The sequence below is a fragment of the Streptomyces sp. JH002 genome (assembly GCF_050916115.1).
Classification (GTDB): Bacteria; Actinomycetota; Actinomycetes; order Streptomycetales; family Streptomycetaceae; genus Streptomyces; species Streptomyces xiamenensis.
Genome location: NZ_CP087989.1, coordinates 1,882,695 through 1,906,331, shown reverse-complemented (window position 1 = coordinate 1,906,331; position 23,637 = coordinate 1,882,695). Strand labels below are relative to the sequence as shown.

19 protein-coding genes and 1 pseudogene are annotated in these 23,637 nt (G+C 71.4%); 11 read left to right on the top strand and 9 right to left on the bottom strand.

Going from position 1 to position 23,637, the window contains the following annotated elements; all coding sequences use genetic code 11:
* Positions 1–2 precede the first annotated feature (2 nt).
* Entirely contained in the window at positions 3–596 is a 594-nt protein-coding gene (locus H7827_RS08195; RefSeq protein ID WP_432743811.1) for a hypothetical protein, read from the bottom strand.
* A 32-nt stretch (positions 597–628) separates the two neighbouring features.
* Between H7827_RS08195 and H7827_RS08190 the strand changes: the two genes are divergently transcribed.
* Entirely contained in the window at positions 629–1,324 is a 696-nt protein-coding gene (locus H7827_RS08190) for a response regulator transcription factor (protein ID WP_432743809.1), read from the top strand.
* Positions 1,321–2,781, top strand: a complete 1,461-nt coding sequence (locus H7827_RS08185) for a sensor histidine kinase (RefSeq protein ID WP_432743807.1) — start codon at positions 1,321–1,323, stop codon at positions 2,779–2,781. The genes H7827_RS08190 and H7827_RS08185 overlap by 4 nt, the downstream gene beginning before the upstream one ends.
* Before the next feature lie 14 nt (positions 2,782–2,795).
* On the opposite strand, the gene H7827_RS08180 is transcribed toward H7827_RS08185, so the two are convergent.
* The 4 genes from H7827_RS08180 to H7827_RS08165 all read right to left on the bottom strand — a co-directional run bounded on the left by H7827_RS08180 (position 2,796) and on the right by H7827_RS08165 (position 7,600).
* A complete protein-coding gene (locus tag H7827_RS08180) occupies positions 2,796–4,247 on the bottom strand; it encodes a GH1 family beta-glucosidase (protein WP_432743805.1) in 1,452 nt (483 codons plus the stop codon).
* Between the two features lie 113 nt (positions 4,248–4,360).
* Positions 4,361–5,173 (bottom strand): carbohydrate ABC transporter permease, encoded by an 813-nt coding sequence (locus tag H7827_RS08175; RefSeq protein ID WP_046725792.1) that lies wholly within the window; start codon positions 5,171–5,173, stop codon positions 4,361–4,363.
* A 131-nt stretch (positions 5,174–5,304) separates the two neighbouring features.
* Positions 5,305–6,312, bottom strand: a complete 1,008-nt coding sequence (locus tag H7827_RS08170; RefSeq protein ID WP_234389685.1) for a carbohydrate ABC transporter permease — start codon at positions 6,310–6,312, stop codon at positions 5,305–5,307.
* A 19-nt stretch (positions 6,313–6,331) separates the two neighbouring features.
* Positions 6,332–7,600 (bottom strand): ABC transporter substrate-binding protein, encoded by a 1,269-nt coding sequence (locus tag H7827_RS08165; protein ID WP_386542017.1) that lies wholly within the window; start codon positions 7,598–7,600, stop codon positions 6,332–6,334.
* A 304-nt stretch (positions 7,601–7,904) separates the two neighbouring features.
* Between H7827_RS08165 and H7827_RS08160 the strand changes: the two genes are divergently transcribed.
* The gene (locus tag H7827_RS08160; RefSeq protein ID WP_200364381.1) at positions 7,905–8,942 is read left to right on the top strand and encodes a LacI family DNA-binding transcriptional regulator; all 1,038 of its coding nucleotides are present in this window, start codon (positions 7,905–7,907) and stop codon (positions 8,940–8,942) included.
* 534 nt (positions 8,943–9,476) lie between these two features.
* Here H7827_RS08160 and H7827_RS08155 read toward each other — a convergent pair.
* Both H7827_RS08155 and H7827_RS08150 read right to left on the bottom strand, forming a co-directional pair.
* Positions 9,477–10,463 (bottom strand): NAD(P)/FAD-dependent oxidoreductase, encoded by a 987-nt coding sequence (locus H7827_RS08155; protein WP_432743802.1) that lies wholly within the window; start codon positions 10,461–10,463, stop codon positions 9,477–9,479.
* Between the two features lie 158 nt (positions 10,464–10,621).
* Entirely contained in the window at positions 10,622–11,080 is a 459-nt protein-coding gene (locus H7827_RS08150) for a GNAT family N-acetyltransferase (protein WP_386542019.1), read from the bottom strand.
* Positions 11,081–11,405: 325 nt separating this feature from the next.
* Between H7827_RS08150 and H7827_RS08145 the strand changes: the two genes are divergently transcribed.
* Positions 11,406–11,738: a glyoxalase superfamily protein gene (locus tag H7827_RS08145; RefSeq protein ID WP_432747952.1), complete on the top strand. Its 333-nt coding sequence runs from the start codon at positions 11,406–11,408 to the stop codon at positions 11,736–11,738.
* Between the two features lie 91 nt (positions 11,739–11,829).
* On the opposite strand, the gene H7827_RS08140 is transcribed toward H7827_RS08145, so the two are convergent.
* Positions 11,830–13,245 (bottom strand): glycoside hydrolase family 6 protein, encoded by a 1,416-nt coding sequence (locus tag H7827_RS08140; RefSeq protein WP_432743799.1) that lies wholly within the window; start codon positions 13,243–13,245, stop codon positions 11,830–11,832.
* A 622-nt stretch (positions 13,246–13,867) separates the two neighbouring features.
* Here H7827_RS08140 and H7827_RS08135 point away from each other — a divergent pair.
* Positions 13,868–15,832 (top strand): annotated as a pseudogene (locus tag H7827_RS08135) (glycoside hydrolase family 48 protein); the annotation flags it as partial.
* Between the two features lie 150 nt (positions 15,833–15,982).
* Here the strand turns inward: H7827_RS08135 and H7827_RS08130 are convergent.
* The gene (locus tag H7827_RS08130; protein ID WP_432743797.1) at positions 15,983–17,053 is read right to left on the bottom strand and encodes an SCO2400 family protein; all 1,071 of its coding nucleotides are present in this window, start codon (positions 17,051–17,053) and stop codon (positions 15,983–15,985) included.
* Between the two features lie 234 nt (positions 17,054–17,287).
* Between H7827_RS08130 and H7827_RS08125 the strand changes: the two genes are divergently transcribed.
* From H7827_RS08125 to H7827_RS08100, 6 genes are all read left to right on the top strand, one after another.
* Positions 17,288–19,045, top strand: coding sequence for a glycoside hydrolase family 6 protein (locus H7827_RS08125; RefSeq protein WP_432743795.1), 1,758 nt, complete (start codon positions 17,288–17,290; stop codon positions 19,043–19,045).
* A 133-nt stretch (positions 19,046–19,178) separates the two neighbouring features.
* On the top strand, positions 19,179–20,033 hold the full coding sequence (locus H7827_RS08120; protein ID WP_046724783.1) for an SOS response-associated peptidase: 855 nt from the start codon (positions 19,179–19,181) through the stop codon (positions 20,031–20,033).
* A 333-nt stretch (positions 20,034–20,366) separates the two neighbouring features.
* Positions 20,367–21,017 carry a sigma-70 family RNA polymerase sigma factor gene (locus H7827_RS08115; protein ID WP_030733316.1) on the top strand — a complete coding sequence of 217 codons (651 nt, stop codon included), beginning with the start codon at positions 20,367–20,369 and terminating at the stop codon, positions 21,015–21,017.
* Complete coding sequence (gene rsrA, locus H7827_RS08110; RefSeq protein WP_432743793.1) at positions 21,014–21,343, top strand: mycothiol system anti-sigma-R factor; 330 nt, start codon at positions 21,014–21,016, stop codon at positions 21,341–21,343. The genes H7827_RS08115 and rsrA overlap by 4 nt, the downstream gene beginning before the upstream one ends.
* Before the next feature lie 206 nt (positions 21,344–21,549).
* On the top strand, positions 21,550–22,839 hold the full coding sequence (locus H7827_RS08105) for an HD-GYP domain-containing protein (RefSeq protein ID WP_432743791.1): 1,290 nt from the start codon (positions 21,550–21,552) through the stop codon (positions 22,837–22,839).
* Positions 22,836–23,540, top strand: a complete 705-nt coding sequence (locus H7827_RS08100; RefSeq protein WP_432743789.1) for an HD-GYP domain-containing protein — start codon at positions 22,836–22,838, stop codon at positions 23,538–23,540. The genes H7827_RS08105 and H7827_RS08100 overlap by 4 nt, the downstream gene beginning before the upstream one ends.
* Positions 23,541–23,637: the final 97 nt, after the last annotated feature.

Sequence of the window (23,637 nt, the reverse complement as noted above, 5' to 3'; positions counted from 1 at the left end):
TGTCACTGCTCGTGGACCTCGACCACCGGCTCGTAGCCGTGCCAGGTGCAGAACGCCGACAGTTCCCGGCCGTGCCCGGCGAAGGTCACCCGCAGATACGACTCGGTGGTCCACACCTGCATCTCCCAGCCGGCCTCCGGGGTCGCCGACACCAACTCGCAGCGGTCCGGCGTCAGCTCGTAGACCACCCGCCCGCCGTCCAGCGTCACCGTCTCCACCCGGCCCCCGGCCGGTGGCGGATCCACCGGCTCCGGGTCCATGTCCGGCGGCGGTTCCCCCTCGCCTCCCTGACCGGGGTCGGATCCGGACTCCTCCCCCGACCCGGGAGCGCGATCCGCGGGGGGATCCGGCTCCGGGTCCGGCGACGCGTCGGGCGGTGACCCCTCCGCTCCCGCCGTTCCGGCCGGCTCCTGCGGCGGCCGGTGCGTGGAGGACGCGGCCGGCTCCGTCCACACCGAGGCGTCCCGCACCGGAACGGCCCGCGGCGGGTCGTACACCGTCCCGCGCAGCACCGAATACACCCCGAACCAGGAGAACGTGACGGCCAAGCCGGTCGCGACCGCCCACACACCCGCGCGCACCAGGAGACGTTGCATCAGGATCACCCTAATGGCGTACGGTGCCGCGCATGGCGCATGTGCTCGTGGTGGAAGACGATCCCTTCGTACGGTCAGCCTTAATCCGTCAGCTCACCGATGCCGCACACACCGTGCGCAGCGTGGGCACCGCGCTCGAAGCGCTGCGGGAAGTGGCCCAGATCGGCTTCGACCTGGTGATTCTCGACCTCGGCCTCCCGGATCTGGACGGCCGGGAAGCCCTGAAGATGCTGCGCGGCATCACCGACGTGCCCGTGATCATCGCCACAGCCCGGGACGACGAGACCGAGATCGTACGGCTCCTCAACGACGGCGCCGACGACTATCTCGTCAAACCCTTCTCCGCAGAGCATCTTTCGGCCCGGATGGCGGCGGTATTGCGCCGAGTCCGCGCCGGGGGCGGGCGCCCCGGCGCACCCCAGGACGCCGAACTGCGCGTCGGCGGCCTGTCGGTGGACCCACTGCGCCGCCGGGCCCGGCTCGACGGCATGGAACTCGACCTCACCCGGCGTGAGTTCGACCTGCTGGCCTTCCTCGCCCAGCGCCCCGGTGTCGTCGTTGCGCGCAAGGAACTGCTCACCCAGGTGTGGCGGCAGTCCTACGGCGACGACCAGACCATCGACGTCCATCTGTCCTGGCTCCGCCGCAAGCTGGGCGAGACGGCCGCCAAACCCCGCTACCTGCACACCCTGCGCGGCGTCGGAGTGAAGCTGGAAGCGCCCCTATGAGATGGGCGCTGGTGCGCATCTCGCTCGCCGTCACCTCGATGGTGGTGCTGGCCTTCGCCGTCCCGCTCGGCCTGGTCGTCCAGGAGATGGCCGGTGACCGGGCCATCAGCAACGCGGAACGGCAGGCGGCCGCCATCGGCCCCGTCCTCGCCATCACCGGCGACCGCGACCAGCTGGAACGAGCCGTCGCCAGCACGGAGGCGGGCGCCGCCGGCCGCATCGCCATCTGGCTGCCCGCCGCCACCGGACCCGCCGACGAGGCCATCGTCATCGGTGAACCGCACACCAGCGACGAGGAGTTCCGCTCCTTCACCGAATTCGCCCGCGCCGCCACACTGGAGACCCCCGGCGGCGTCATCCTGCTCCAGCCCACCGCCGTCTCCGGCGAACGCATCGCCGTCGTCGAGGTGTTCGTCCCCGACGCCGAACTCGCCACCGGCGTCACCACCGCCTGGCTGGTGCTCGCCGCCGTCGGCATCGCCCTGGTGGCCGGCTCCCTCGTGATCGCCGACCGGCTCGGCCGCCGCACCGTGCGCCCCGCCGAGGAACTCGCCGGCGCCGCCCGCGAACTGGGCCAGGGTCGTCTGGAGGTACGGGTGCCCGAGGCCGGCCCCGCCGAACTGCGCGAGGCCGCCGTGGCGTTCAACTCCATGGCCGACCAGGTCGCCCGCCTGCTCGCCAACGAGCGCGAACTGGCCGCCGACCTCTCGCACCGGCTGCGCACCCCGCTCACCGTCCTGCGCCTGAACACCGCCACCCTCGGCGAGGGCGACGCCGCCGACCAGACCCGGCACGCGGTGGACCAGTTGGAGGCGGAGATCGACCAGATCATCCGCACCGTCCGCGAACAGCGCGCCCACCACTCCGCGGGAGGCACCGCGGCCGAGCGCGGCGAGGTCGACGCGGCGGAGGTGATCCGGGACCGGATGGCGTTCTGGTCGGCGCTGGCCGAGGACGAGGGCCGCGAGGTACGGCTGTCCGGGGCGGAGGAGCCCGTACGGGTGCCGGTGCCGCGCGCCGAACTCACCGCGGCCCTGGACGCGATGCTCGGCAATGTCTTCCGGCACACCCCCGAGGGCACCGCCTTCGCCGTGGACGTGCACCACGCCAGCACCGACGACGCCGTGATCGTGCTGGTCTCCGACGCGGGGGAGGGGATCGCCGACCCGGACGCGGCGCTGCGCCGCGGCCACGGCCACGGCGGGCCCGGATCCACCGGGCTGGGCCTGGACATCGTGCGCCGGCTGGCGGAGTCCACCGGCGGCGATCTGCGGATCGGCCGCTCGGTGCTGGGCGGCGCCGAGATCCGGCTGTGGCTGGCGCTGGGCGGCCCGGTCGGCGACGCCGGGACGAGCCCGGGCCCGGCCCGGCGCCGTGCGGCAACACGGCGGCGGACCAGGCACCAGGCTCCCCCGTCCCCCCTTCCGGGAAAGCGACGGCAGACGACGGGCGGCTAGTCGCTTCGGTCGCTTCAGTCGCTTTGGGGGGCGCCTGTGGCGGGCTCCGCGGGCAGCTCTCCGGCGGCGATCACCCCGGCGTACCAGCGAGCGCTGGACTTCGGGGTGCGTGCCAGGGTGTCGAAGTCCACGTGCACGATCCCGAACCGCTTGCTGTATCCGAAGGCCCACTCGAAGTTGTCCAGCAGCGACCACACCTGGTAGCCGCGGACGTCCGCGCCCTGCTCCATCGCCTCGTGCACGGCGGCGAAGTGCTGGTGGAGGTAGGCGATGCGCTCCGGGTCGTGCACCGCTCCGGTGGCGTCGGGCTTGTCGTCGTACGCGGCGCCGTTCTCGGTCACGTACAGACCCAGCTTCGGAGCCTCGCGGGAGAAGCGCAGCAGCAGATCGGTCAGTCCCGAGGGGTCGACCGTCCAGCCCATCTCGGTGACCTCGCCCGGCGGCCGGTGGAAGACCACGTCCTCCGCGCCCACCCACATGGAGTGCTCGGACTTGCCGTGGTTGCTGGAGAGCTTGCTCTCGGGCAGGTCTTCGTTCAGCGGACCCGACACGATGGTCGTCGTGTAGTAGTTGATCCCGATCGAGTCCAGCGGCTGGTGGATGATCGCCTCGTCGCCGTCGCGCACGAAGGACCAGTCGCTCACCCGCGCGGTGTCCTGCTTCAGGTCCTCGGGGTACGAACCGTGCAGCACTGGGTCGGAGAAGATCCGGGTGTGCAGGTTGTCGATCCGGCGCGCCGCGTCGCGGTCCGCCTCCGAGGAGGGGTTCAGCGGACGGACCACGCCCGGGTTGAAGCTGATCGACACCTCGGCGGAGCGCGGCAGTACCGAGCGCAGCGCCTGGGTCCCCAGACCGTGCGCGAGGTTGAGGTGGTGCGAGGCGCGCAGCACCGACTCCTGGTCGGTGCGCCCCGGGGCGTGCACGCCGGAGCCGTAGCCGAGGAACGCGCTGCAGAACGGCTCGTTGAGCGTGGTCCACAGCTGGACCCGGTCGCCGAGCGTCTCGCCGACGATCCCCGCGTACTCGGCGAACCGCTCGGCCGTCTCCCGCTCCGGCCAGCCACCCGCGTCCTCCAGCTCCTGGGGCAGATCCCAGTGGTAGAGGGTGACGATGGGGGTGATGTCCCGCTCCAGCAGGCCGTCCACCAGTTCGCGGTAGAAGTCGAGCCCGGCCTGCACGGCCGGGCCGCGCCCGGTGGGCTGGACCCGGGGCCAGGAGACGGAGAACCGGTACGAGCGCAGGTTCAGCTCGGACATGAGCGCCAGGTCGTCGCGCCAGCGGTGGTAGTGGTCGCAGGCCACGTCCCCCGTGTCGCCGGCCAGGACCTTGCCGGGCGTATGGCTGAAGGTGTCCCAGATCGAGGGCGTGCGACCGCCCTCGCGAGCGGCTCCCTCGATCTGATAGGCGGCCGTGGCCGACCCCCACAGGAAGTCCGGTGGAAACACTCGTGGTTTGTTTTCAGTCATGGAAGCGCTCCCATTTTTGCTTGTTCAGAGGGTAACTGACCTCGCCGGACGGTGCTGATGCGGCGGCGCCGGAGGGACCGGCGCCGCCACCCGACCGCGTACGCGGCCGATGCTCAGCCCTTGATCGCGCCGTGCATGATGCCGCCCACGATCTGCTTGCCGAACAGCACGAACGCGATCAGCAGCGGCAGCGTGCCCAGCAGCGCGCCCGCCATGATCACGCCCTGATCGGGGACATACCCACGCCCCAGGTTCGTCAACGCCACCTGAACGGTGGGATTGCGCTGGGTGAGGGCGATGATCGGCCAGAAGAACTCGTTCCAGGCCGCCACGAAGGTGAGCATCCCCAGCACGGCCATCGCCGGCCGCGCCACGGGGAAGACCACGTGCCACACCACCCGCAGGCTGTGCGCGCCGTCCACCCGGGCCGCCTCGATCAGCTCGGTGGGCAGCGCCTGCGACAGGTACTGCCGCATGAAGAACACCCCGAAGGCACTCACCATCATCGGCAGGATGACGGCCTGGAGGTGATCCGTCCACCCCACCTCCGAGACCGCCATGAACAGCGGCACCACCGTCAGCTGCGGCGGCACCATCATGGTGCCGATCACCAGCAGGAACAGCAGATTCTTCGCCCGGAAGCGGAGTTTGGCGAAGGAGAACCCGGCCAGCGTCGCGAACAGCACCGTGGAGAAGGTGATGGTGCCCGCCACGAAGGTGGTGTTCAGCAGCGCCAGACCGAGGTTGGCATCGGTCCAGGCGCTGCCCAGGTTGTCGAAGAGCCGGTCCCCGAACCACAGCGGGGGCGGGGTCTGCGCCAGCCGGCCCGAGGAGTGCGACGCCGCGATGATCTGCCACACCAGCGGGATCAGCGAGCCCACCGTGAAGATGGCCAGGATGGTGTACGTGAGCCAGCCGCCGTGCATCTGCCGGCCGGCGCTGCCCGCCCGGCGCCCGCGCCCGGCGGAACGGCCCGTGCCGTTCCCGCCCGGGCTCTTCGCGTCCGTGGCCGGCGACGCCGGCTCGGCGCCCGCCTCGACCTCAGTGATTGGCACGGTCACGCCTCCTTGCCGGCGGTGTCGCGGTTCACCCAGCGGGTGATCGCCCAATAGACCAGGCCGATGAGGATCAGCAGCATGAACATGGTCCAGGCGATCGCCGCCGCCCGGCCGAGATGGAAGTTGAACCAGCCCATCTGGTACATGTACAGACCGAGCGTCTGGTACTGGGACTGCGAACCACCCGCGGGCGACCCGGCGAACAGCAGTGGCTCACCGAACAGTTGCGTCGCGCCGATGGTCGAGACCACGACGGTGAAGATGATGGTCGGGCGCAGCGACGGGATCGTCACATGGATGAACTGCTTCCAGCGACTGGCCCCGTCCAGCGCGGCCGACTCGTACAGATCGTGCGGGACCGCCTGCATCGCGGCCAGGTAGATCAGCGCGTTGTAGCCGGTCCAGCGCCAGATCACGATGGTGGAGACCGCGAACTGGCTGCTCCAGCTGCCCGCTTCCCAGGAGACCGGGTCGATGCCCACCAGGCCGAGCGCCCAGTTGATCAACCCGTAGTCCCGGCCGTACAGCATCGCGAAGACCAGGGTGGCGGCGGCGATGGAGGTGGCGTACGGCGTGAGCATCGCGACCCGGAACATCATCGAGCCGCGCAGCTTGTAGTTGAGCAGATGGGCGATGCCCAGGGCCATCAGCAGCTGCGGCACCGTGGAGATGACGCCGATGGTGAAGGTGTTGCCCAGGGCGTTCCAGAAGAACTCGTCCTCCCACAGCCGGGTGAAGTTCTGGAACCCCACCCACTCCAGCTCGTTCGGGTTGTGAAGGGACACCCGGTGCAGGGCGGACCAGCCCGTGTACAGCAGAGGGAAGAGCCCGAAGGCGGCGAAGAAGACGAAGAAGGGCGCGATGAAGCCGTACGGGCTCCATTTGGTGTCCCGCTGATAGCGGCGGGAACGGCGGTCGGCCCGGCGCTGCTCTTTGGCAGCGTCGCCGGGCGGGGCCGCGCCCCCCGTGGAAACGGGGGGCGCGGCCGGGACGTTATCGGTCGTCATTGATCCGCACCTGTTCCGATTACTCGTCGAGGGCGTTCTGGATCCTGCTGAGGGTGTTGCTCCACGCGGAGTCCGGCGACTCGCCCTGCTGCGCGATCTGGAGCAGACCGTCGGCGAAGGCCTCCTGGATCAGCTGGTCACGCGGACCGATGATGGTGGGCGGGATCTCCGCGGCGGCGCCGGAGAAGATCTCTCCCATCGGCATCCCCTCGAAGTAGGGGTGCGTGGCGTCCTGGACCTCGGGCGTGCTCTGCGCCTCCAGGGAGGAGGGGAAGCTGCCGCGCTCGGTGAAGAGCTTGGCCTGCTGCTCCGGGGCGGTCAGCCAGGCGGCGAGCTTGACGGCCTCTTCGTGGTTCTTGCCGGCCTCGGGCACGCCGACGAAGGCGCCGCCCCAGTTGGACGGCACGGGCGCGGGCGCCGCGTCCCACAGGCCCTCGGCGGCGTCCCCGGCCTTCTCCTGGATGTAGCCGAGCATCCAGGCGGGGCAGGAGATGGTGGCGAAGTCGCCGTTGGCCATGGCGCGTTCCCACTCGGGGGTGAACTGCTTCTGGCGGGTGCTCAGACCGCTCTCCTCGGTGCGCACCCCCAGCTCCCAGGCGGCCTGCACGGCTTCGCTGGTCTCGTAGACCAGTTCGCCCGAGCCGTCGTAGTAGCGCTCCTCGTAGCTGGAGACGACGCCGTTGTACACGCCGCCGGGGGAGTCCACCCAGGAGACGCCGTCGGGGGCGTTCTCCTGGAACTGCTCACCGGCCTCGATGTAGGCGGTCCAGTCGCCGGCCCACAGTGCGCCGAGTTCGTCCCGGTCGGTGGGCAGCCCGGCCTCCTCGAGGAGGTCCTTGCGGTAGCAGATGGCGGTGGGGCCGATGTCGGTGCCGAGCCCGATGAGACGGCCGTCCGCACTGGTGGACTGCACCAGCTTCCACGGGGCGAAGTGGCTGGTGTCGATGTCCTCGTACTCGTTGAAGTCCACCCAGCGGGTGTTGAGGTCGCCGGCCATGTCGGCGATGTTGGCGACCTCGATGGCCTGGATGTCGGCCAGGCCGCTGCCCTGCGAGAGGCGGGTGAGCAGCTGGGCTATGTAGTCCTTGTTCTCGGTGATCGAGTCCTGCTGGATCTTGATGTGGGGGTTGGCGTCCATGTACTCCTGGTACAGGCCGGCCTCTTCGTATCCGAACTGGCCGAAGACGCCCACGGTCAGCGTGACCTGGCCGTCGTCACCTCCGTCGCCACTGCTCGAACACGCGCCGAGCAGGCCGGTGGCGAGGGTCGCGGCAAGACCGATCGCCATCGCTCTGGCGGTCCGGCCGCGCCGGCGGTATGACACTTGGACTTGGGGTGTGTTGCGCATAGCGGGTCGTCCTCCTGGCGCACTGACGTTGCCTTCCCGGCCGGGGTGGTGCGGCGCGCGTGTGTGGGGGTGGGGCCTGGGTTCGGAACGTACGGGGTCTGTAGGGTTTCTGATGTGTGGGAGCGCTCCCAGTTGTGATGGGTTGAAGGCTCCCCGAGCCCTTGGCGGGTGTCAAGGCATCGGACACGACGACTCGGTTTCCGTGATGTAGTTGGAACGGGGCGGGCGAACGGGAGGAAAAGCGATGGTTCGTACAGGACGCGGCAGTGGCCGCGACGGCAGACCGACCCTGGAACAGGTCGCCGCCCGCGCGGGCGTCGGCCGGGGCACGGTGTCCCGTGTGATCAACGGCTCCCCACGGGTGAGTGACCGCACCCGTGCCACGGTGGAGGCGGCGATCGCCGACCTGGGCTACGTGCCGCACCGCGCGGCCCGTGCCCTCGCCGCGAACCGTGCCGACGCCATCGCGCTCGTCATCCCCGAGGCCGAGGCCCGGCTGTTCGCCGAACCGTACTTCTCCGGCATCATCCGCGGCGTCACCGCCGAACTCGCCGACACCGACATCCAGCTGCTGCTCACCCTGATCCGCACCCCGAAGGAACGCCAGCGCTTCGGCCAGTATGCCTCCAGCCGTCGGGTGGACGGCGTCCTGCTGGTCTCCGTGCACGGCGATGACCCCCTGCCCGACCTGCTCACTGAGATCGGTATGCCCGCGGTCATGAACGGCCGCCGCTCGGCCCAGGAGACCTTCCCGCACGTCGACTGCGACAACCTCGGCGGCGCCCAGCTCGCCGTCGAACACCTGCTGGGTCGCGGCCGGGGCACGGTGGCCACCATCACCGGACCGCTGGACATGTACGCGGCCCAGTGCCGGCTGTCCGGCTACCAGGAGGCCCTGCGGGCGGCCGGGCGCGAGGCCGACGACGAGCTGATCGCGCACGGCGACTTCACCGAGGAGAGCGGGCACGCGGCGATGCGCGCGCTGCTGCGCCGGCGCCCCGGCCTCGACGCGGTGTTCTGCGCCTCCGACCTGATGGCGATCGGTGCCCGCCGGGCGCTGCGGGAGGTGGGCCGTACGGTGCCGGGGGACGTCGCCCTCGTCGGGTTCGACGACTCCTCCATGGCGCGGCACATGGACCCGCCGCTGACCAGCGTCCGGCAGCCGATGGAAGGCATGGGGCGGGCGATGACCCGGGCGCTGCTCGCGGAGATCACGGAGGGCGGCCCGGAGCGGGCGCGCACGGTCCTGCCGACCGAACTGGTGCGCCGCTCGTCGTCCTGAGTCCCCTCCGACGGATCCGCCCGGCCGCGGCCTCCTGCACGCCACGTCACCTCGCTGCGTTGGCGAACTGCCCGAACGGCCCGCTACGAGGGCGACCCTCCGCCGTGCGGTGCTCCCCCCGGTCTTCGGCCTGGGCGCTCCCCAGCACCAGACGCGGCGGGCCCGCCCTTCGGCCGGACGGCGCTGCCTTGGCGACAGGCCCTGGTGGTGTGTGGACGGATGCCCGTCTGAGACGTCCAGTGGTGGCCGAATGACCGTTCCGGGGGAGCGCACGGGCAGCGGCCGATGGCCCTCCAGGGCACCGCGTGCGGTGCCGTCATGACCGTGCGGACCGGCCCGGCGGCGCAACCGTAGGCGGGGAAGCGGGGCCGAAGGGGGCCTCTTGAGGCAGGGGCGCCGGACCGGGGAGAGTCCGGTGACCCGCTGTGGCGTGGCGTGAGGGGGAGTCCGCTTCTGCCTTCTCCGGCTGCCCGGTTGGCCGCGCCCACTGCCCGGCGGTACGGCGCCGTACGACCTGCGCGACCCTCCGGTGGGCTACCCGAGCGGATCGGCGGCGCGGTGGCGTGCCGCGTGGGCCGCGCGTTCGCCCGCCCCGGACAGTGCGTTGGCGGCGCGCCGGGAGGCCACGGCCGCCGCGATGTCCTCGGCGAGCAGATCGGCGTTGACCTGCGCCGCCGCCACCGAGCCCTGCCCGGCAGCCGTGATGACCTGGGCGCGCGGGTCGACGACATTGCCCGCCGCCCACACCCCCGGCACGTCGGTGCGGCCGTTCGCGTCGACCGCCATGAAGCCGTCCGGCCTGCGCCGGGCGCCGAGCGCGACCAGGACCTCGTCCCGGGGAACGAAGGCCGGCGCCACGAACACGGCCTCCCGCACCACCGAACCTCTGCCGTCCACCTCCACGCCGCGCAGCCGGTCGTCCTCGACGGCCAGCCGGTTGACCCGGCCCGTCACGATCCGGACCCCGCGCGCCTCCAACTGCTCCCGCTCCTGGGGCGCGACGGGCACGTCGTGCGGGAAGTAGGCGATGTCGCCCGACCACTGACCGAGCAGCAGCGCCAGGTGCACGCTGCCGATGACGCCGATCGGGCGGTCCCGGACCTCGTACCCGTGGCAGTACGGGCAGGCCGCCACCTCCTTGCCCCAGCGCTCCCGCACACCGGGGATGCCGGGCAGTTCGTCGCGCAGTCCGGTCGCCAGGATGAGCCGGCGCGCGGTGAGCCGCCGCCCGTCCCCGAGCCGTGCCGCGAACCCGTCATCCGCGGCCCGCACGTCCTCCACCAGGGCATCGATCAGCTCCACGCCGTACCCGGCGACCTCGGTCCGGCCGAGCGCCAGGAGCTCACCCGGGGGCAGGCCGTCCCGGGACAAAAAGCCGTGCATGTGGGCGGCGGGGGCATTGCGGGGTGCCCCGCCGTCCACCACGGCCACCCGCCGGTGGGCCCGCCCCAGCACCAGGGCGGCACTGAGCCCGGCCGCACCGCCGCCCATGATCAGCGTGTCGTACGCGTCGTCGGTCATCCTGACCACCTCCGCGACCGAGCATGCGAAGCGCGATGCGTCAGCGACAACTTCTGTTGCCATTTCCGGGATGCGTGGTGGGGTTACTGTTCAAGAAGTGAACGCGAGCGGGCGGTGTGCGGGCCCGGCCGGAGGGGGTGCGCCCGGACCCGGCACCGCTACTCCAGCGACAGTGCGCCGAGTATCTGCCCGTGGATCTTCTCCCCGGTCGGGCGGAAGCCCAGCCGCAGGTAGAAGTCCTCCGGTCCGTGCGCGTGCGGAACCCACAGCACCGTGACCCGGCGCTCTCCGCGGCGGCGGGCCTCCGCGCACACGGCTTCCACCGCGAAGCGGCCGTACCCCCGGCCCTGCTGATCCGCCGCGATGTTCAGCCGCCAGATGCCGCACCGGAAGGCGTCCACCGGGTTGGCCGGGTCGAAACCGCCCATGACGAACCCCACGAGTCGGTCTCCGTCGAAGACCAGCCGGGGCCAGGCGGCGTCGCCGTGGGCATACGCGTCAGCCAGGGATCTGGCGACCGGCGCGACCACGTCCTCCTGTTCGGGGCGCACCACGAGGTCGCACGCCGCGTCGACATTGTGGGGGCCGATAGTCTCCAACCGCAGTGATGACGTCATGCCAGGAAGGTACGCGGAGGCACTGACAGCCCGGCCGGATGGACACCGCCCGCAGGGGGGCCGGGCCGGCCGGGGACGTGAGCGACTCCGCTTCGTCCCCGGGAAACCGTTCACCCCGATCGCTCGCGTGCGGCTGACCGCCCTCCGGTCCACCCGCCTCGGGGCACAGCCGCCGGTGGGCCGGCTCGGATGCGTGTGCCGCACCCGCCGCGGGAACCCGTGCGGCGCTGCCGTGCTCGGCACCTGCTCCGTCTCCGAGGAGGCGTGCGGATGCCGTTCGTCACGGATTGTCAGTGGCCGGTGACACCATCGGGGCATGGACGAGATGGCGGAAGAGATCGTGCCGGTGCTGCGGGTGGCCGATGCCGGTGTCGCGGTGGAGTGGTGGGGGCGGCTGGGCTTCGCGAAGGCGTGGGAGCACCGGTTCGAGCCGGGGTTTCCTGCCTTCGTGGAGGTGGTGCGCGGGCGGGTGAAGGTGTTTCTGTCCGAGCACACCGGTGACGCCCCGCCCGGCGGGCTCGTGCATCTGCGGCTGCGGGACATCGACGCCGTGGCCGCCGAGTTCGCGGTCGATGTCACGGAACAGCCGTGGGGGCGCGAGATGGAGCTGACCGATCCGGACGGAAATCGCGTGCGGGTCGGTACGCCGCCCGGATAGGCGGGCAGCAACCCGCCCCCGGGCCGCAGGGGGCGCCGGGGGCGGGTGCGTTCAGGAGGGGGTGACACCGGTGGTGCGTTGTGCGGTCAGGTCACAGGGGCGGGTAGGCGTTCGCCAGGAGCTCCTGGAACTGGGCGGAGAACCAGTGTCCGGAGACGGGGGCGTCCGCGAGAGCGCCGGACATGTTGTTGTTGTTGCGGGGGTTGCCCTCGTAGGTCGGGTCGCACATGCGGTCGAAGCCCTTGCCCTCGTCGTTCGGGATCTCGGTGCTGGAGCCGTCGGACTCGCCCGGGGGCTTCATCCACACGTACGCGTCGATCCCGGTGGCGGGAGCGGCGGTCGGGCGCTCGCCGAGGCCGGCGCCGGCCTGGTTGCACCAGTTGCCCTGGTGGATACGGCCATCCACGCGGCTGCCCTCGACGAAGGCGTCCACGCTGGTGCGCGGTCCTTCACCGCTGGGCCGGTCGGAGCCGCCCCAGCCGCTGCGGGAGGTGTCGATCAGCATGCCGATGTCCGAGTTGAAGCCGAGGCTGATCAGTTCGGTCCGGAAGGCCTGGGCGAAGCCCTGGTTGTCGACGTAGCGGTTCCAGTCGACCCACTTCGACTCACGGACCGAGGCGCCGTTGATGGAGTCGTCGATGGAGTAGTACGGCTCGACCGCCGGCCCGAAGTTGGCCGTGTTCACGATGAAGCCGTGGACGTCGTCCACGGTGGCGCCGCCGGTGGTGGCGGCCGTCTTGAACAGCTCGGCGGAGGCGGTGAAGTTGTCGTCCCAGCCGATCCAGCCGTAGTGCCCGGCGTCGATGTAGTTGTAGACGTTCGGGATGGCACCGAGCTGGTCAAGGGCATAGGCCACGCCCTCGACGTAGTTGCCGTTGGCCTTCATCACGTCGCACTCAGGGGTGGCCGTGGGCCGCGGGGTGACGTTGGTGACGAGGTTGGGCAGCGAGTCGATCTCGATCGTCGTCACGATCCGCAGATCCGCGTAAGCGGGGTCGGAGAGTATGGCGGCGATCGGATCGATGAACTCGGACTTGTACCGGTCGATCTCCGTCGGGCCCAGCTCACCGTTGGACGCCAGAGCCGAACAGTCACGGCCCGGCAGGTTGTAGACAACGACCTGGAAGACGAACGCGTCGCTCCCGGCCGCCTGCTCCACCGCCGTATCGAGGTGGTCACGCAGACCCATCGTGCGGCCCCCGCCCTGACCGTCACCCTCGATCGCAGCCGTCCGGTCCAGCCACACACCCGTCGGCTGATCCGCGATCTGGCTGCCACCCGGTTCGGCGGCGGCATTCGCCGACCACTCCGGATTCACATACACATCAGCGCCGACATACGGGTTGTCCACCCGGTCCAGAGTGCTGGGGTCCTCGTTGGCCGAGGCGGCGCCGAGGGTGCCGACGGTCAGTGCGCCGGCGCCGAGAAGGGCGCCCGCGGCCAGGGCGATCCGGCGTCCGCGGCGGTGCGGGGGATGTTCGTGCGGGGGGTTCATGGTGCGGCTCATCGCAGTCTTCCTCCGTTGTGGGGGTTGGAGTGTTCTGCTGAAAGGTGTGCCTGTGCCTGTGCCGGTTCGGCCGGTGGCGCGACCGCGAGGGTCGTGCCCGGTGGCCGGCCCGCCGCCGGTGGCCCCGCGGTGCGCGGGGCCGGTGTGGGCGTGACGGGTGCGGCGGGTGGGTCGTGGGGGAGTGTGGGGTCGTGGGGGTGGGATGGGGATACGGAACGGTGTCCGCTGCCTCGTGACGCGTCGTCCAGAGCGCCCTTCGGCTTGGAACCGCTCCCACTGGTTGAAGGGACCGTAGGACACGAAACCCCCATTCGCCAAGGGGGCGTTCGAGAAATAACCGTCAGAGGCGGTACTCCAAGGGGTTGACGTGCACACCTCGTAGACAGAATCCTTGGGAGCGCTCCCACTGGTTTGGTTCGAACAAGCACCTCCGTACGAACAGCACGGCCTCTCACCCCCCACCGAGCCGCGAGGAGGCACGATGCGTATCCGGACCGGATCACCCATCGGGACCCCGACCAGAGCGAGACCACAAGACCCCCACCCGACCCGAGCCGCGCGCAGAACCCGCCGGCTGTGGATCGCCGGCCTGGTGGCGCTGTCCCTTCCCCTGGGGCTGACCGCCACCGCCGCGCAGAGCAGCGCCGCGCCCGTCCCGCTCGCGGACGGCCCCGGCGCGCTGCGCTTCGAGAGCCAGTTCCTCGACCTCTACGCCACGATCAAGGACCCCGCGAACGGGTACTTCTCACCGGAGGGGATCCCGTACCACTCCGTGGAGACGCTGATCGTCGAGGCGCCGGACCACGGGCACGAGACGACCTCCGAGGCGTACTCGTACCTGATCTGGCTGGAGGCGCAGTACGGCAAGGTCACCGGCGACTGGGCACCGTTCAACGACGCCTGGGAGCTGATGGAGCAGTACATGATCCCCGGCTCCGTCGACCAGCCGACGAACAGCTTCTACAACGCGTCGAGCCCGGCCACGTACGCCGCGGAGCACACCGACCCCTCGGCGTACCCGTCCCCCATGAACCAGGGCGTGTCCGTGGGGCAGGACCCGATCGCCGGCGAGCTGACCAACACGTACGGCACCGCCGACATCTACGGGATGCACTGGCTCCAGGACGTGGACAACGTCTACGGGTTCGGCAACAGCCCCGGCAATCCCTGCGGTGGCGGCCCGGAGACCGAGGGGCCGTCGTTCATCAACACCTTCCAGCGCGGCTCGCAGGAATCGGTATGGGAAACCGTGCCCCACCCCTCCTGCGAGGACTTCACCTACGGCGGGCAGAACGGCTACCTCGATCTGTTCATCGATGACCAGGGGTACGCCGAGCAGTGGCGCTACACCAACGCACCCGACGCCGACGCCCGCGCCGTGCAGGCCGCGTACTGGGCCAACCAGTGGGCCGCCGAGCAGGGCAACGCCTCGGCCGTGGCGGGCACGGTCGACAAGGCGTCCAAGATGGGCGACTACCTGCGCTACTCGATGTACGACAAGTACTTCAAGCGGGCGGGCAACTGCGTCGGCGCCACCTCCTGCCCGGCGGGCAGCGGCAAGAACAGCGCCCACTACCTGATGTCCTGGTACTACAGCTGGGGCGGCGCGCTGGACCCGAACGCGGGCTGGGCGTACCGCATCGGCAGCAGCCACTCCCACTTCGGCTACCAGAACCCGCTGGCCGCCTACGCGCTGAGCACCGACTCCGCGCTCATCCCCAACTCCCCGAGCGCCGGGCAGGACTGGGGGCAGTCGCTGGACCGGATGGTGGAGTTCTACCGCTGGCTCCAGTCGGCCGAGGGCGGCATCGCGGGCGGTGCCACGAACAGCTGGGAGGGTTCCTACGCGACCCCGCCGGCCGGCACCCCCACCTTCTACGGGCTGTTCTACGACGAGGCGCCCGTCTACCGGGACCCGCCGTCGAACCAGTGGTTCGGCATGCAGGCCTGGTCGATGCAGCGGCTCGCCGAGTACTACCACGAGTCCGGTGACGCGCTGGCGGGCGAAGTGCTCGACAAGTGGGTCGACTGGGTGCTGGACCATGTCACCATCGGCAGCGGCGGGGACTTCCAGATTCCGTCCACCCTGTCGTGGTCGGGCAGCCCCGACACCTGGAACCCCGCCAACCCGGGCAGCAACTCCGGGCTGCACGTGACGGTCACCGAGTACACCCAGGACGTCGGGGTGACCGGTTCGCTGGCCAACGCCCTGTCGTACTACGCCGCGGCCAGCGGTGACACGGCCGCGCGGGACACGGCGGCCGGGTTGCTGGACGCGCTGTGGGAGAACGCCGACGGTCTGGGCATCGCGGTGCCCGAGGAGCGCGGCGACTTCTCGCGCTTCGACGACCCGGTGTACATCCCGTCCGGCTGGAGCGGTGAGATGCCCAACGGGGACGTCATCGAGTCCGGCGCCACCTTCGAGTCGATCCGGTCCTTCTACCAGGACGACCCGGACTGGGCGAAGGTGCAGGCCCACCTGGACGGGGGTCCCGCGCCGACCTTCGAGTACCACCGCTTCTGGGCGCAGGCGGACATCGCCATCGCGATGGCCACGTACTCCGAACTGTTCGGGGACGGCGCGTAGCGGGCAGGATCACCACGGGAGACCCACCCACGCACCCACGCCCGGAGCCCCGGTCGGCGCCACAGCGCCGGCCGGGGCTTCCGGTGTGTGCGGGCGGGGTGCGGGGGCGGTGCCGTGGTCGGTGCCCACCGGCCAGGATCCGGGCCGGGGTCAGGAGCACCACCACAGCCAGCAGCTGCCGCCACCCCCGTTGTTGCCGTCGTCTCCGTCGTCTCCGCCGCCGTCACCACCGCCGGCGCTGTCGTCCGGCGGCGGCGGCGAGGAGGGTTCCTCCTCGCCCGGCGCGGTCTCGGTCGGATCGGGGGAGGCCCCTTCGGTAGGGGCACCGGTATCACTGGGGGGAGGGCTCACCCTGCCCGAGCTGGAGGCGTCCGGGGACGGGGACTCACCCGCGCTCTCCTCTTCACCGTCCCGCGCGTCCTCGTCCTCGTCCGCGTCCGGGTCGTCCTCGTCCCTGCCCGCGGCGTCGCCGTCGTCCCCCTCCGAGGGGGAGCCGCTCTCGCCCGCGGTGGCGGTGGCGTCGCCGCTCGGGCCGGCCGCCGTGTCGCCGCCCCCGGCGGCGTCGTCGGTGGTCTCCCCGTCCTCCTCCGTGCCCGAGGACTCGGAGGCGGCATCCGTGGCGCGGCCGGAGTCGGCCGGCTGTTCGCGTTGCAGGGGCAGCCGTACGTCACCGACCTCGGCGACCAGCACGCCGACGGCGACGATGCCCAGGACGGCGCCGAGCACGTAGCGGCGGCCCTTGCGGGGACGGGAGGCGTGGCGTTTGCCGCGCCGCTCGGCGCGCCCGCCGCCGGCGGGAGGCGGGGTGGGGGAGTCGTCCGGCTGTCCGGGGAGTGCCGGATCGTCGCCCCCGTCGTGGCCGTCCTCCGGTACGTGCCGGCCCCGCGAGCCGGAGCCGGGGGCCGAGCCGGAGCGTCCGCCAAGCGTGGTGTGGTCACTGCCGCGTCCGCCGACCGCCATCGGTGACGCGGGAGGGTCCTGGTGCGGCTGCTGCCAAGAGGTCACTTCGCCGCATCCTGGACATGTCAAAGCTCCGTTGAGATGCCGACGGCAGGTTATGCAGTAGTCCACGGGCTTACCCGGCTTCGTGCGAGAGGGGGGTGGGTGGTGCGCGAGACACCTTAGCGACGTGGACGTGCCGGGCGGTACGGGCGGTTCTGTGGGGGAGCAGAGTGGCGCGAGCTCCGTAGCTAGTGGGAGCGCTCCCAACGATGTGTCCATGACGCGTATGTGTCAAGACTTTGGACGTCAGGTCATGACCGTCCGGTGATTTCCTTGCAGTATCTGACCTTCTGGTGACTTCATGGGCACAATTTCTGAACAGACATCTGGCGGACCGGAGTTGGAGGCGCTACCTTCCCCTCAGCTAGTGGGAGCGCTTCCATGCACCGCATCGCATCGCACTCCGGGCCACCGGCCGTGGGGTGCGGACCTTTCAAGGACGAAGGGACTCCGATGAGCCGCAGCACCCCCCCACTTCCCCGTCGGCGCAGACGCGGCCGTGCCCTGCTGGCAGCAGGGGCACTGATCGCCACTGCGCTGGGCACCGGCGGCATGCTCCAGGGCACGGCCTCCGCCGCCGCCGTGGGCTGCTCCGTCGACTACCGCACCAATGACTGGGGCTCGGGCTTCACCGCCGATGTCACCATCACCAACTCCGGGACCACGGCCGTCAACGGCTGGACCCTCAGCTACGCCTACGCCGGCAACCAGACCCTCAGCGGGGGCTGGAACGGCCAGTGGTCGCAGTCCGGACGCAACATCACCGTCCGCAACGCCGCCCACAACGCAGGCATCGCCGCCAACGGCGGCAGTGTCAGCACCGGCGCGCAGTTCACCTACAGCGGCTCCAACGCGGCGCCCACCAGCTTCGCGGTCAACGGTGTCACCTGCGGTGAGGACCCGGGTGGGCCGGGCGAGCCCGGTGAGCCGGGCAACCCGCCCGGTGACCGCGTCGACAACCCGTACGTGGGCGCCGGTGTCTATGTGAACCCGGAGTGGTCGGCGAATGCCGCCGCCGAACCGGGTGGCAGCCGGATCGCCAACCAGCCGACCGGTGTGTGGCTGGACCGGACCGCCGCCATCCACGGCACGGGTCAGGGCGGGGGCCGCACGATGGGTCTGCGCGACCACCTCGACGCCGCCGTGATCCAGGCCCGCAGCCACAGCGAGTTCGTGTTCCAGGTCGTTGTCTACAACCTGCCGGGCCGTGACTGTTCGGCTCTGGCGTCCAACGGTGAGCTGGGCCCGACGGAGATCGGCCGGTACAAGTCCGAGTTCATCGATCCGATCGCGGAGATCCTGGCCGATCCGGCCTACGCGGATCTGCGGATCGTGACGACGATCGAGATCGACTCGCTGCCCAACCTCGTCACCAACGTCACCCCGCGGCCCACGGCCACTCCCGAGTGCGACGTGATGAAGGCCAACGGCAACTACGTCGAGGGCGTGGGATACGCGCTCGGCAAGCTCGGTGCCATCCCGAACGTCTACAACTATGTCGACGCCGGGCACTACGGCTGGATCGGCTGGGACGACAACTTCACCGCCTCGGCCCAGCTGTTCAAGACGGCCGCCACCACCGCCGGCGCCTCCGTGGACGATGTCCACGGCTTCATCGTGAACACGGCCAACTTCGGGCCGGCGGTCGAGCCGTACTACTCCATCAGTGACTCCGTGAACGGCGCCTCGGTCCGTGAGTCGAAGTGGGTCGACTGGAACCGCTACGTCGACAACCAGGGCTTCGCCCAGGGCTTCCGCTCCGAGCTGGTCCGGCAGGGCTTCGACTCCGGCATCGGGATGCTGATCGACACCTCCCGCAGCGGCTGGGGCGGCTCCGACCGGCCCTCCGGCCCGGGTCCGAGCACCAGCCTGGACGCGTTCGTCGAGGGCAGCCGCGTGGATGGCCGTATCCACCAGGGCAACTGGTGCAACCAGGCCGGCGCCGGCCTCGGCGAGCGCCCGACCGCCGCTCCCGCCACCGGGATCGACGCGTATGTGTGGATGAAGCCCCCGGGTGAGTCCGACGGTTCGAGCTCGGAGATTCCGAACGACGAGGGCAAGGGCTTCGACCGCATGTGCGACCCGACCTACGAGGGCAATCCGCGCAACAACAACAACATGTCCGGTGCCCTGCCGAACGCACCGGTCTCCGGACACTGGTTCTCCGCCCAGTTCCAGGAGCTGATGGCGAACGCCTACCCGCCCCTGTGACCTGACCGCGTGACGCGGCCCGACCCGGTCCGACCGGGCCGGGAGCGTCCGCCCCCGGTCCGCTCCGACCACCGCACCACGACGCCGCCGGGGCCCGTCACCGCACGGGCCCCGGCGCACTACGCTTGATCACATGTGTGGACGGTACGCGGCCAGCAGAAGCCCGGAGGATCTCGCGACGATCTTCGACATCGAGCGCTGGGAGCCGTCCGAGGCGCTGCCCGCCGACTGGAACGTGGCCCCCACCAAAGAGGTGTACGCGGTCCTCGACCGCCCCCTCAAGGGCGGCGGCCCCGAGCCGGTGCGCCAGCTGCGGGTGCTGCGCTGGGGCCTGGTGCCCTCCTGGGCCAAGTCCCCGGAATCCGCCGCCAAGATGATCAACGCCCGCTCGGAGACCGTCCACGAGCGCGCCTCCTACCGCCGGGCCTTCGCCGCCCGCCGCTGCCTGCTCCCCGCCGACGGTTACTACGAATGGGCCACCGGTGGCGACGAGCGCGCCGAGGAGGAGAAGGGCAAACGCAAGCGGCAGCGCAAGCAGCCGTACTTCGTCACCCCGGCCGACGGCTCGGTGATGGCGCTGGCCGGACTGTACGAGTTCTGGCGCGACAGCACCCTTCCCGAGGACCATCCGCGCGCCTGGTGGGTGACCTGCACCGTGCTCACCACCGACGCGGAGGACACCCCGCTGGCGGACGCGCCGCAAGGGAACCCGCAGCCCGCGGGCCCTGCGGTGGGAGCCGCCGCGAAGGGGCCCAGGTCGCTGGCCGACATCCACCCCCGGATGCCGCTGATGCTGCTGCCCGACCGCTGGGACGCCTGGCTGGATCCCTCCCGCACCGACCCCGAGGACATCCGGGAGCTGCTGGCGCCGCCCCCGCCGGGCACGGTGCGTGCGTACCCGGTCACCACGGACGTCAGCAACGTACGGAACAACGGCCCCGAGCTGGTCGCCGCCCTTCCGGCCCCCGAGGAGGAGACGCTCTTCTGAGCCGGGGCGCGCGGCGCGCCGGGCCTCGCGAGGCCGTTCCTCCCACGTGAGCGTGATCACCGCGGCGCGCCGGAATGCGGCGCGCACCCGCCGTGTTGTGCCATGCGTACGGGCTGTACAGCACGCACGGCAGACGAGAGAGCGGAGACGTCCCCCATGGGATCCATCAGCTGCCCGACCCGACCGCGGCGGCCGGCCGCCGCCGAGGTGGACTGGGCGACGCTGGCACTGGCCTCCGACCGGTCCTCCCGACCGGCGGACGGGCCCTTCCGTCGTCTATCCTCCGAAACGGACGGGCCCATGCCCGGGTTCGTCGCCTTTCGGAAGGAGGAGGTGGGTCAGGTCACCGGTACGGACGATTCGTCGCGGGACGAGGCCGCGCGGGAGACGGACGCCGAGCGCAACGCGCGCTTCGAGCGGGACGCCCTGGGCTTCCTCGACCAGATGTACTCGGCCGCGCTGCGCATGACGCGCAACCCCGCCGATGCCGAGGACCTGGTGCAGGAGACCTACGCGAAGGCGTACGGCTCGTTCCACCAGTTCCGTGAGGGCACCAACCTCAAGGCGTGGATGTACCGCATCCTCACCAACACCTTCATCAACTCGTACCGCAAGAAGCAGCGGGAACCGCAGCGCAGCGCCGCCGAGGACATCGAGGACTGGCAGCTGGCGCGGGCGGAGTCGCACATGTCGACCGGGCTGCGCTCGGCCGAGTCGCAGGCGCTGGATCACCTGCCCGACTCCGACGTGAAGCAGGCGCTCCAGGCGATCCCGGAGGAATTCCGCATCGCCGTCTATCTCGCGGATGTCGAGGGCTTTGCCTACAAGGAGATCGCCGACATCATGGGTACCCCCATCGGCACGGTGATGTCCCGGCTGCACCGCGGCCGTCGGCAGCTGCGCGACATGCTCAGTGATTACGCCCGTGAGCGTGGCCTTGTCCCGGCCGGCACGGGCGGGGCACAGGAAGGCTCAGGCTCATGAGTGGCGACCCGTCGCGCCCCACGGACTGTTCGGAGGTCCTGGGTCATCTGTACGAGTATCTCGACAAGGAGATGCCCGATGTCGACTCCGTGAAGTTCCAGGAGCACATCGAGGAGTGCCGGCCGTGTCTGGCCGAGTACGGCCTCGAGGAGTCGGTGAAGAAGCTGGTCAAGCGCTGCTGCGGCCAGGATGAGGTACCCGCCGACCTGCGGGCCAAGGTGCTGGACCGGATCGATCTGATCAGGGGCACGGGCGCCGCCGGCTCGGTCGCGGGTACGGGGCAGCCGGGTGGGGCCACCGCTCCGCCGGCGTCGACCGCGGACTGACGCGCCCGCGCCGTGCGGCCCGTCCGCAGCACGGACCCCGGGGGCGCGTCCCTCGCGCCCTCCGCCCTACTTTCACTTCCTTCACCCCCCTTTCACTCGATCGGGTGAGTATGGCGGCGTTCTGCCAGGACTGACCCGCAAACTCCCCCCGCGTCCTCCGGCGCGCGCTCTATCCTCCCCGGGACACCCAGGGGAGGAGGACCACCATGCGGGAATTCGGGGAGGCCGTCGCGGCCCTGCCGTGGACCCAGTTCCTTCCGCTCGCCCTGCTCGGCGCCCTGTGCGCCTACCTGCCCCGCTGCCGCTTCCTGGGCCACCGCGTACCACGGGAGACCGGCGCCTACGGGGCACTGCTGTTCACCGGCGTGTTCCTGCTGCCCCCCGGTCTGGCCGCGCTCGCCCCACTGCCCGGCGCCCTGCTCGGCCACCGCCCCGCCGAGGGCAGGACCCGGCACGCCATCCGCCTCATGGTCACCGCCGCGGCCGCCGCGTACTGCTTCCGGCTGCTCACCGAAGGGCTGCTCGGCGACGCGCTGCCCGCCACCGGCGCCGACCCCGGGCACGCGCAGCCCGCCGCCGCGCCGCTCACCATCACGCTGCTGCCCGCCCTCATCGCCGTGCTCACCTGCGCCGCCGCCGACCGGGCGCTGGGCGGCAGCCGCAGCGCCGCCGCCATCCTGCTCGGGCACCTGCCCTACGGTCTGCTCGGCCTGCTCGCCGCCACCCTGTGGCACGCCGTCCCCGGGCCCGGACTGCTCGGCGCGCTCCCCGTGCTGGCCCCCGGCTACATCTGCTGCTGGATCATGGCCCGCTCCCGGCAACTGGACGCCGCGCACCGCGCCACCGTCGCCGCGCTCGTCCAGGCCGTCGACCTCAAGGACCGCTACACCCGCGGCCACAGCGAACGCGTCGGCCACGCCGCCGCCCTCATCGCCCGCGAACTCGGCCTGGACACGGAGCGTGTCCACGCCCTGCGCACCGCGGGCGCCCTGCACGACATCGGCAAACTCGCCGTGCCCACCCGCACCCTGCGCAAGGAGGGCCCGCTCAGCGACGAGGAATGGCACCAGATCCGCCGGCACCCCGAGCACGGCTACCGGATCGTGCGCGGCATCCGCGTCCTGGGCGAGGCCGTGGACGCCGCCCTCCACCACCACGAGAGCTACGACGGCAGCGGCTACCCGGCCGGGCTCGCGGGCCCGCGGATCCCCGAGGCCGCCCGGATCGTGGCGGTCGCCGACGCCTTCGACGCCATGACCTCCACCCGCAGCTACCGGCGCGCCCGCCCGGTGCCCGAGGCCCTCGCCGAACTGCGCCGCTGCGCCGGCACCCAGTTCGACCCGCGGATGGTGGCGGCCCTGGACACCGCCCTGGAACGGTACGGCTGGCCGTACACCGAGCCCCCGGCGCCCGAGGCGACGGGCCGGGACATCCCCGCCACCCGCTCCTGCGCCGACCGGCAGGTACCCGACGAGCAGCCGGGCGCGCGCGCATGAACGGGACCGCGTTACGGCTGCTGCGCGCCGACCCGCCCGCCGCCACCGCCCTGGCCGCGGCCGTGGCGGGCGGCGTCATCGCACTGGCCCTGGGCGCCGCGTACCTGCACTGGTGGGCGCTCCCGATCTCCTGCGTGCCGCTGCTGCTGACCACCCTCGTCTTCCACCGCTACGCGGTGGTCCGCGCCACCTACCGCCAGACGGTCACCGCGCTGGCCCTCGCCACCGAGGTCGCCGGCTACACCCCGCCCGGCCACGCGCAGCGGGTCGCCGCGCTCGCCCGCGCCACCGGCCGCGCGCTGCGGCTGCCCGGCCGCGAACTCACCGCACTGGAGTACGCCGCCCTGCTCCATGACATCGGACAGCTCTCCCTCTTCGAACCGCTGCCCGACGGAGCCACCACCGCCCTGCCGGCCGCCCGGCGCCGCGCCATCGCCGCGCTGGGGGCGGGGGTGGCCCGCGAGGCCGGGGCGGGGGAGAGCATCGCGCACACCCTGGAGCTGCAGGCCGAGCCGTACCGGGACCAGCCGATGGCGGCCCGCATCGTGCGCACGGCCAACGCGTACGCCGATCTGAGCCCCCCGGACCGCCCCGGCCCGGGGCAGGCCCTGAGCGCGCTGGAACGCGATACGGGCACGGAGTACGACCCCGAGGTCGTCCGGGCCCTGCAACAGATCGTCTCGCGCGGGACGGTCGGCTGACCCATGCTGTGAGCAGGCCTTGGCCCGTGCATGGTTGGATGCGGCCTAGGGCGGACAGGAGAACGACGACGTGCACACCACGAAGCGGGAATCGGGC

Coding starts and splice junctions, on each gene's coding strand:
- H7827_RS08185 (WP_432743807.1), top strand. CDS start 1,321: ATGAGATGGGCGCTGGTGCGCATCTCGCTCGCCGTCACCTCGATGGTG.
- H7827_RS08165 (WP_386542017.1), bottom strand. CDS start 7,600: ATGGCGATCGGTCTTGCCGCGACCCTCGCCACCGGCCTGCTCGGCGCG.
- H7827_RS08145 (WP_432747952.1), top strand. CDS start 11,406: ATGGCGGAAGAGATCGTGCCGGTGCTGCGGGTGGCCGATGCCGGTGTC.
- H7827_RS08130 (WP_432743797.1), bottom strand. CDS start 17,053: ATGGACACATCGTTGGGAGCGCTCCCACTAGCTACGGAGCTCGCGCCA.
- H7827_RS08140 (WP_432743799.1), bottom strand. CDS start 13,245: ATGAGCCGCACCATGAACCCCCCGCACGAACATCCCCCGCACCGCCGC.
- H7827_RS08160 (WP_200364381.1), top strand. CDS start 7,905: ATGGTTCGTACAGGACGCGGCAGTGGCCGCGACGGCAGACCGACCCTG.
- H7827_RS08175 (WP_046725792.1), bottom strand. CDS start 5,173: ATGCACGGCGGCTGGCTCACGTACACCATCCTGGCCATCTTCACGGTG.
- H7827_RS08150 (WP_386542019.1), bottom strand. CDS start 11,080: ATGACGTCATCACTGCGGTTGGAGACTATCGGCCCCCACAATGTCGAC.
- H7827_RS08190 (WP_432743809.1), top strand. CDS start 629: ATGGCGCATGTGCTCGTGGTGGAAGACGATCCCTTCGTACGGTCAGCC.
- rsrA (WP_432743793.1), top strand. CDS start 21,014: ATGAGTGGCGACCCGTCGCGCCCCACGGACTGTTCGGAGGTCCTGGGT.
- H7827_RS08170 (WP_234389685.1), bottom strand. CDS start 6,312: ATGACGACCGATAACGTCCCGGCCGCGCCCCCCGTTTCCACGGGGGGC.
- H7827_RS08155 (WP_432743802.1), bottom strand. CDS start 10,463: ATGACCGACGACGCGTACGACACGCTGATCATGGGCGGCGGTGCGGCC.
- H7827_RS08120 (WP_046724783.1), top strand. CDS start 19,179: ATGTGTGGACGGTACGCGGCCAGCAGAAGCCCGGAGGATCTCGCGACG.
- H7827_RS08125 (WP_432743795.1), top strand. CDS start 17,288: ATGAGCCGCAGCACCCCCCCACTTCCCCGTCGGCGCAGACGCGGCCGT.
- H7827_RS08105 (WP_432743791.1), top strand. CDS start 21,550: ATGCGGGAATTCGGGGAGGCCGTCGCGGCCCTGCCGTGGACCCAGTTC.
- H7827_RS08180 (WP_432743805.1), bottom strand. CDS start 4,247: ATGACTGAAAACAAACCACGAGTGTTTCCACCGGACTTCCTGTGGGGG.
- H7827_RS08195 (WP_432743811.1), bottom strand. CDS start 596: ATGCAACGTCTCCTGGTGCGCGCGGGTGTGTGGGCGGTCGCGACCGGC.
- H7827_RS08100 (WP_432743789.1), top strand. CDS start 22,836: ATGAACGGGACCGCGTTACGGCTGCTGCGCGCCGACCCGCCCGCCGCC.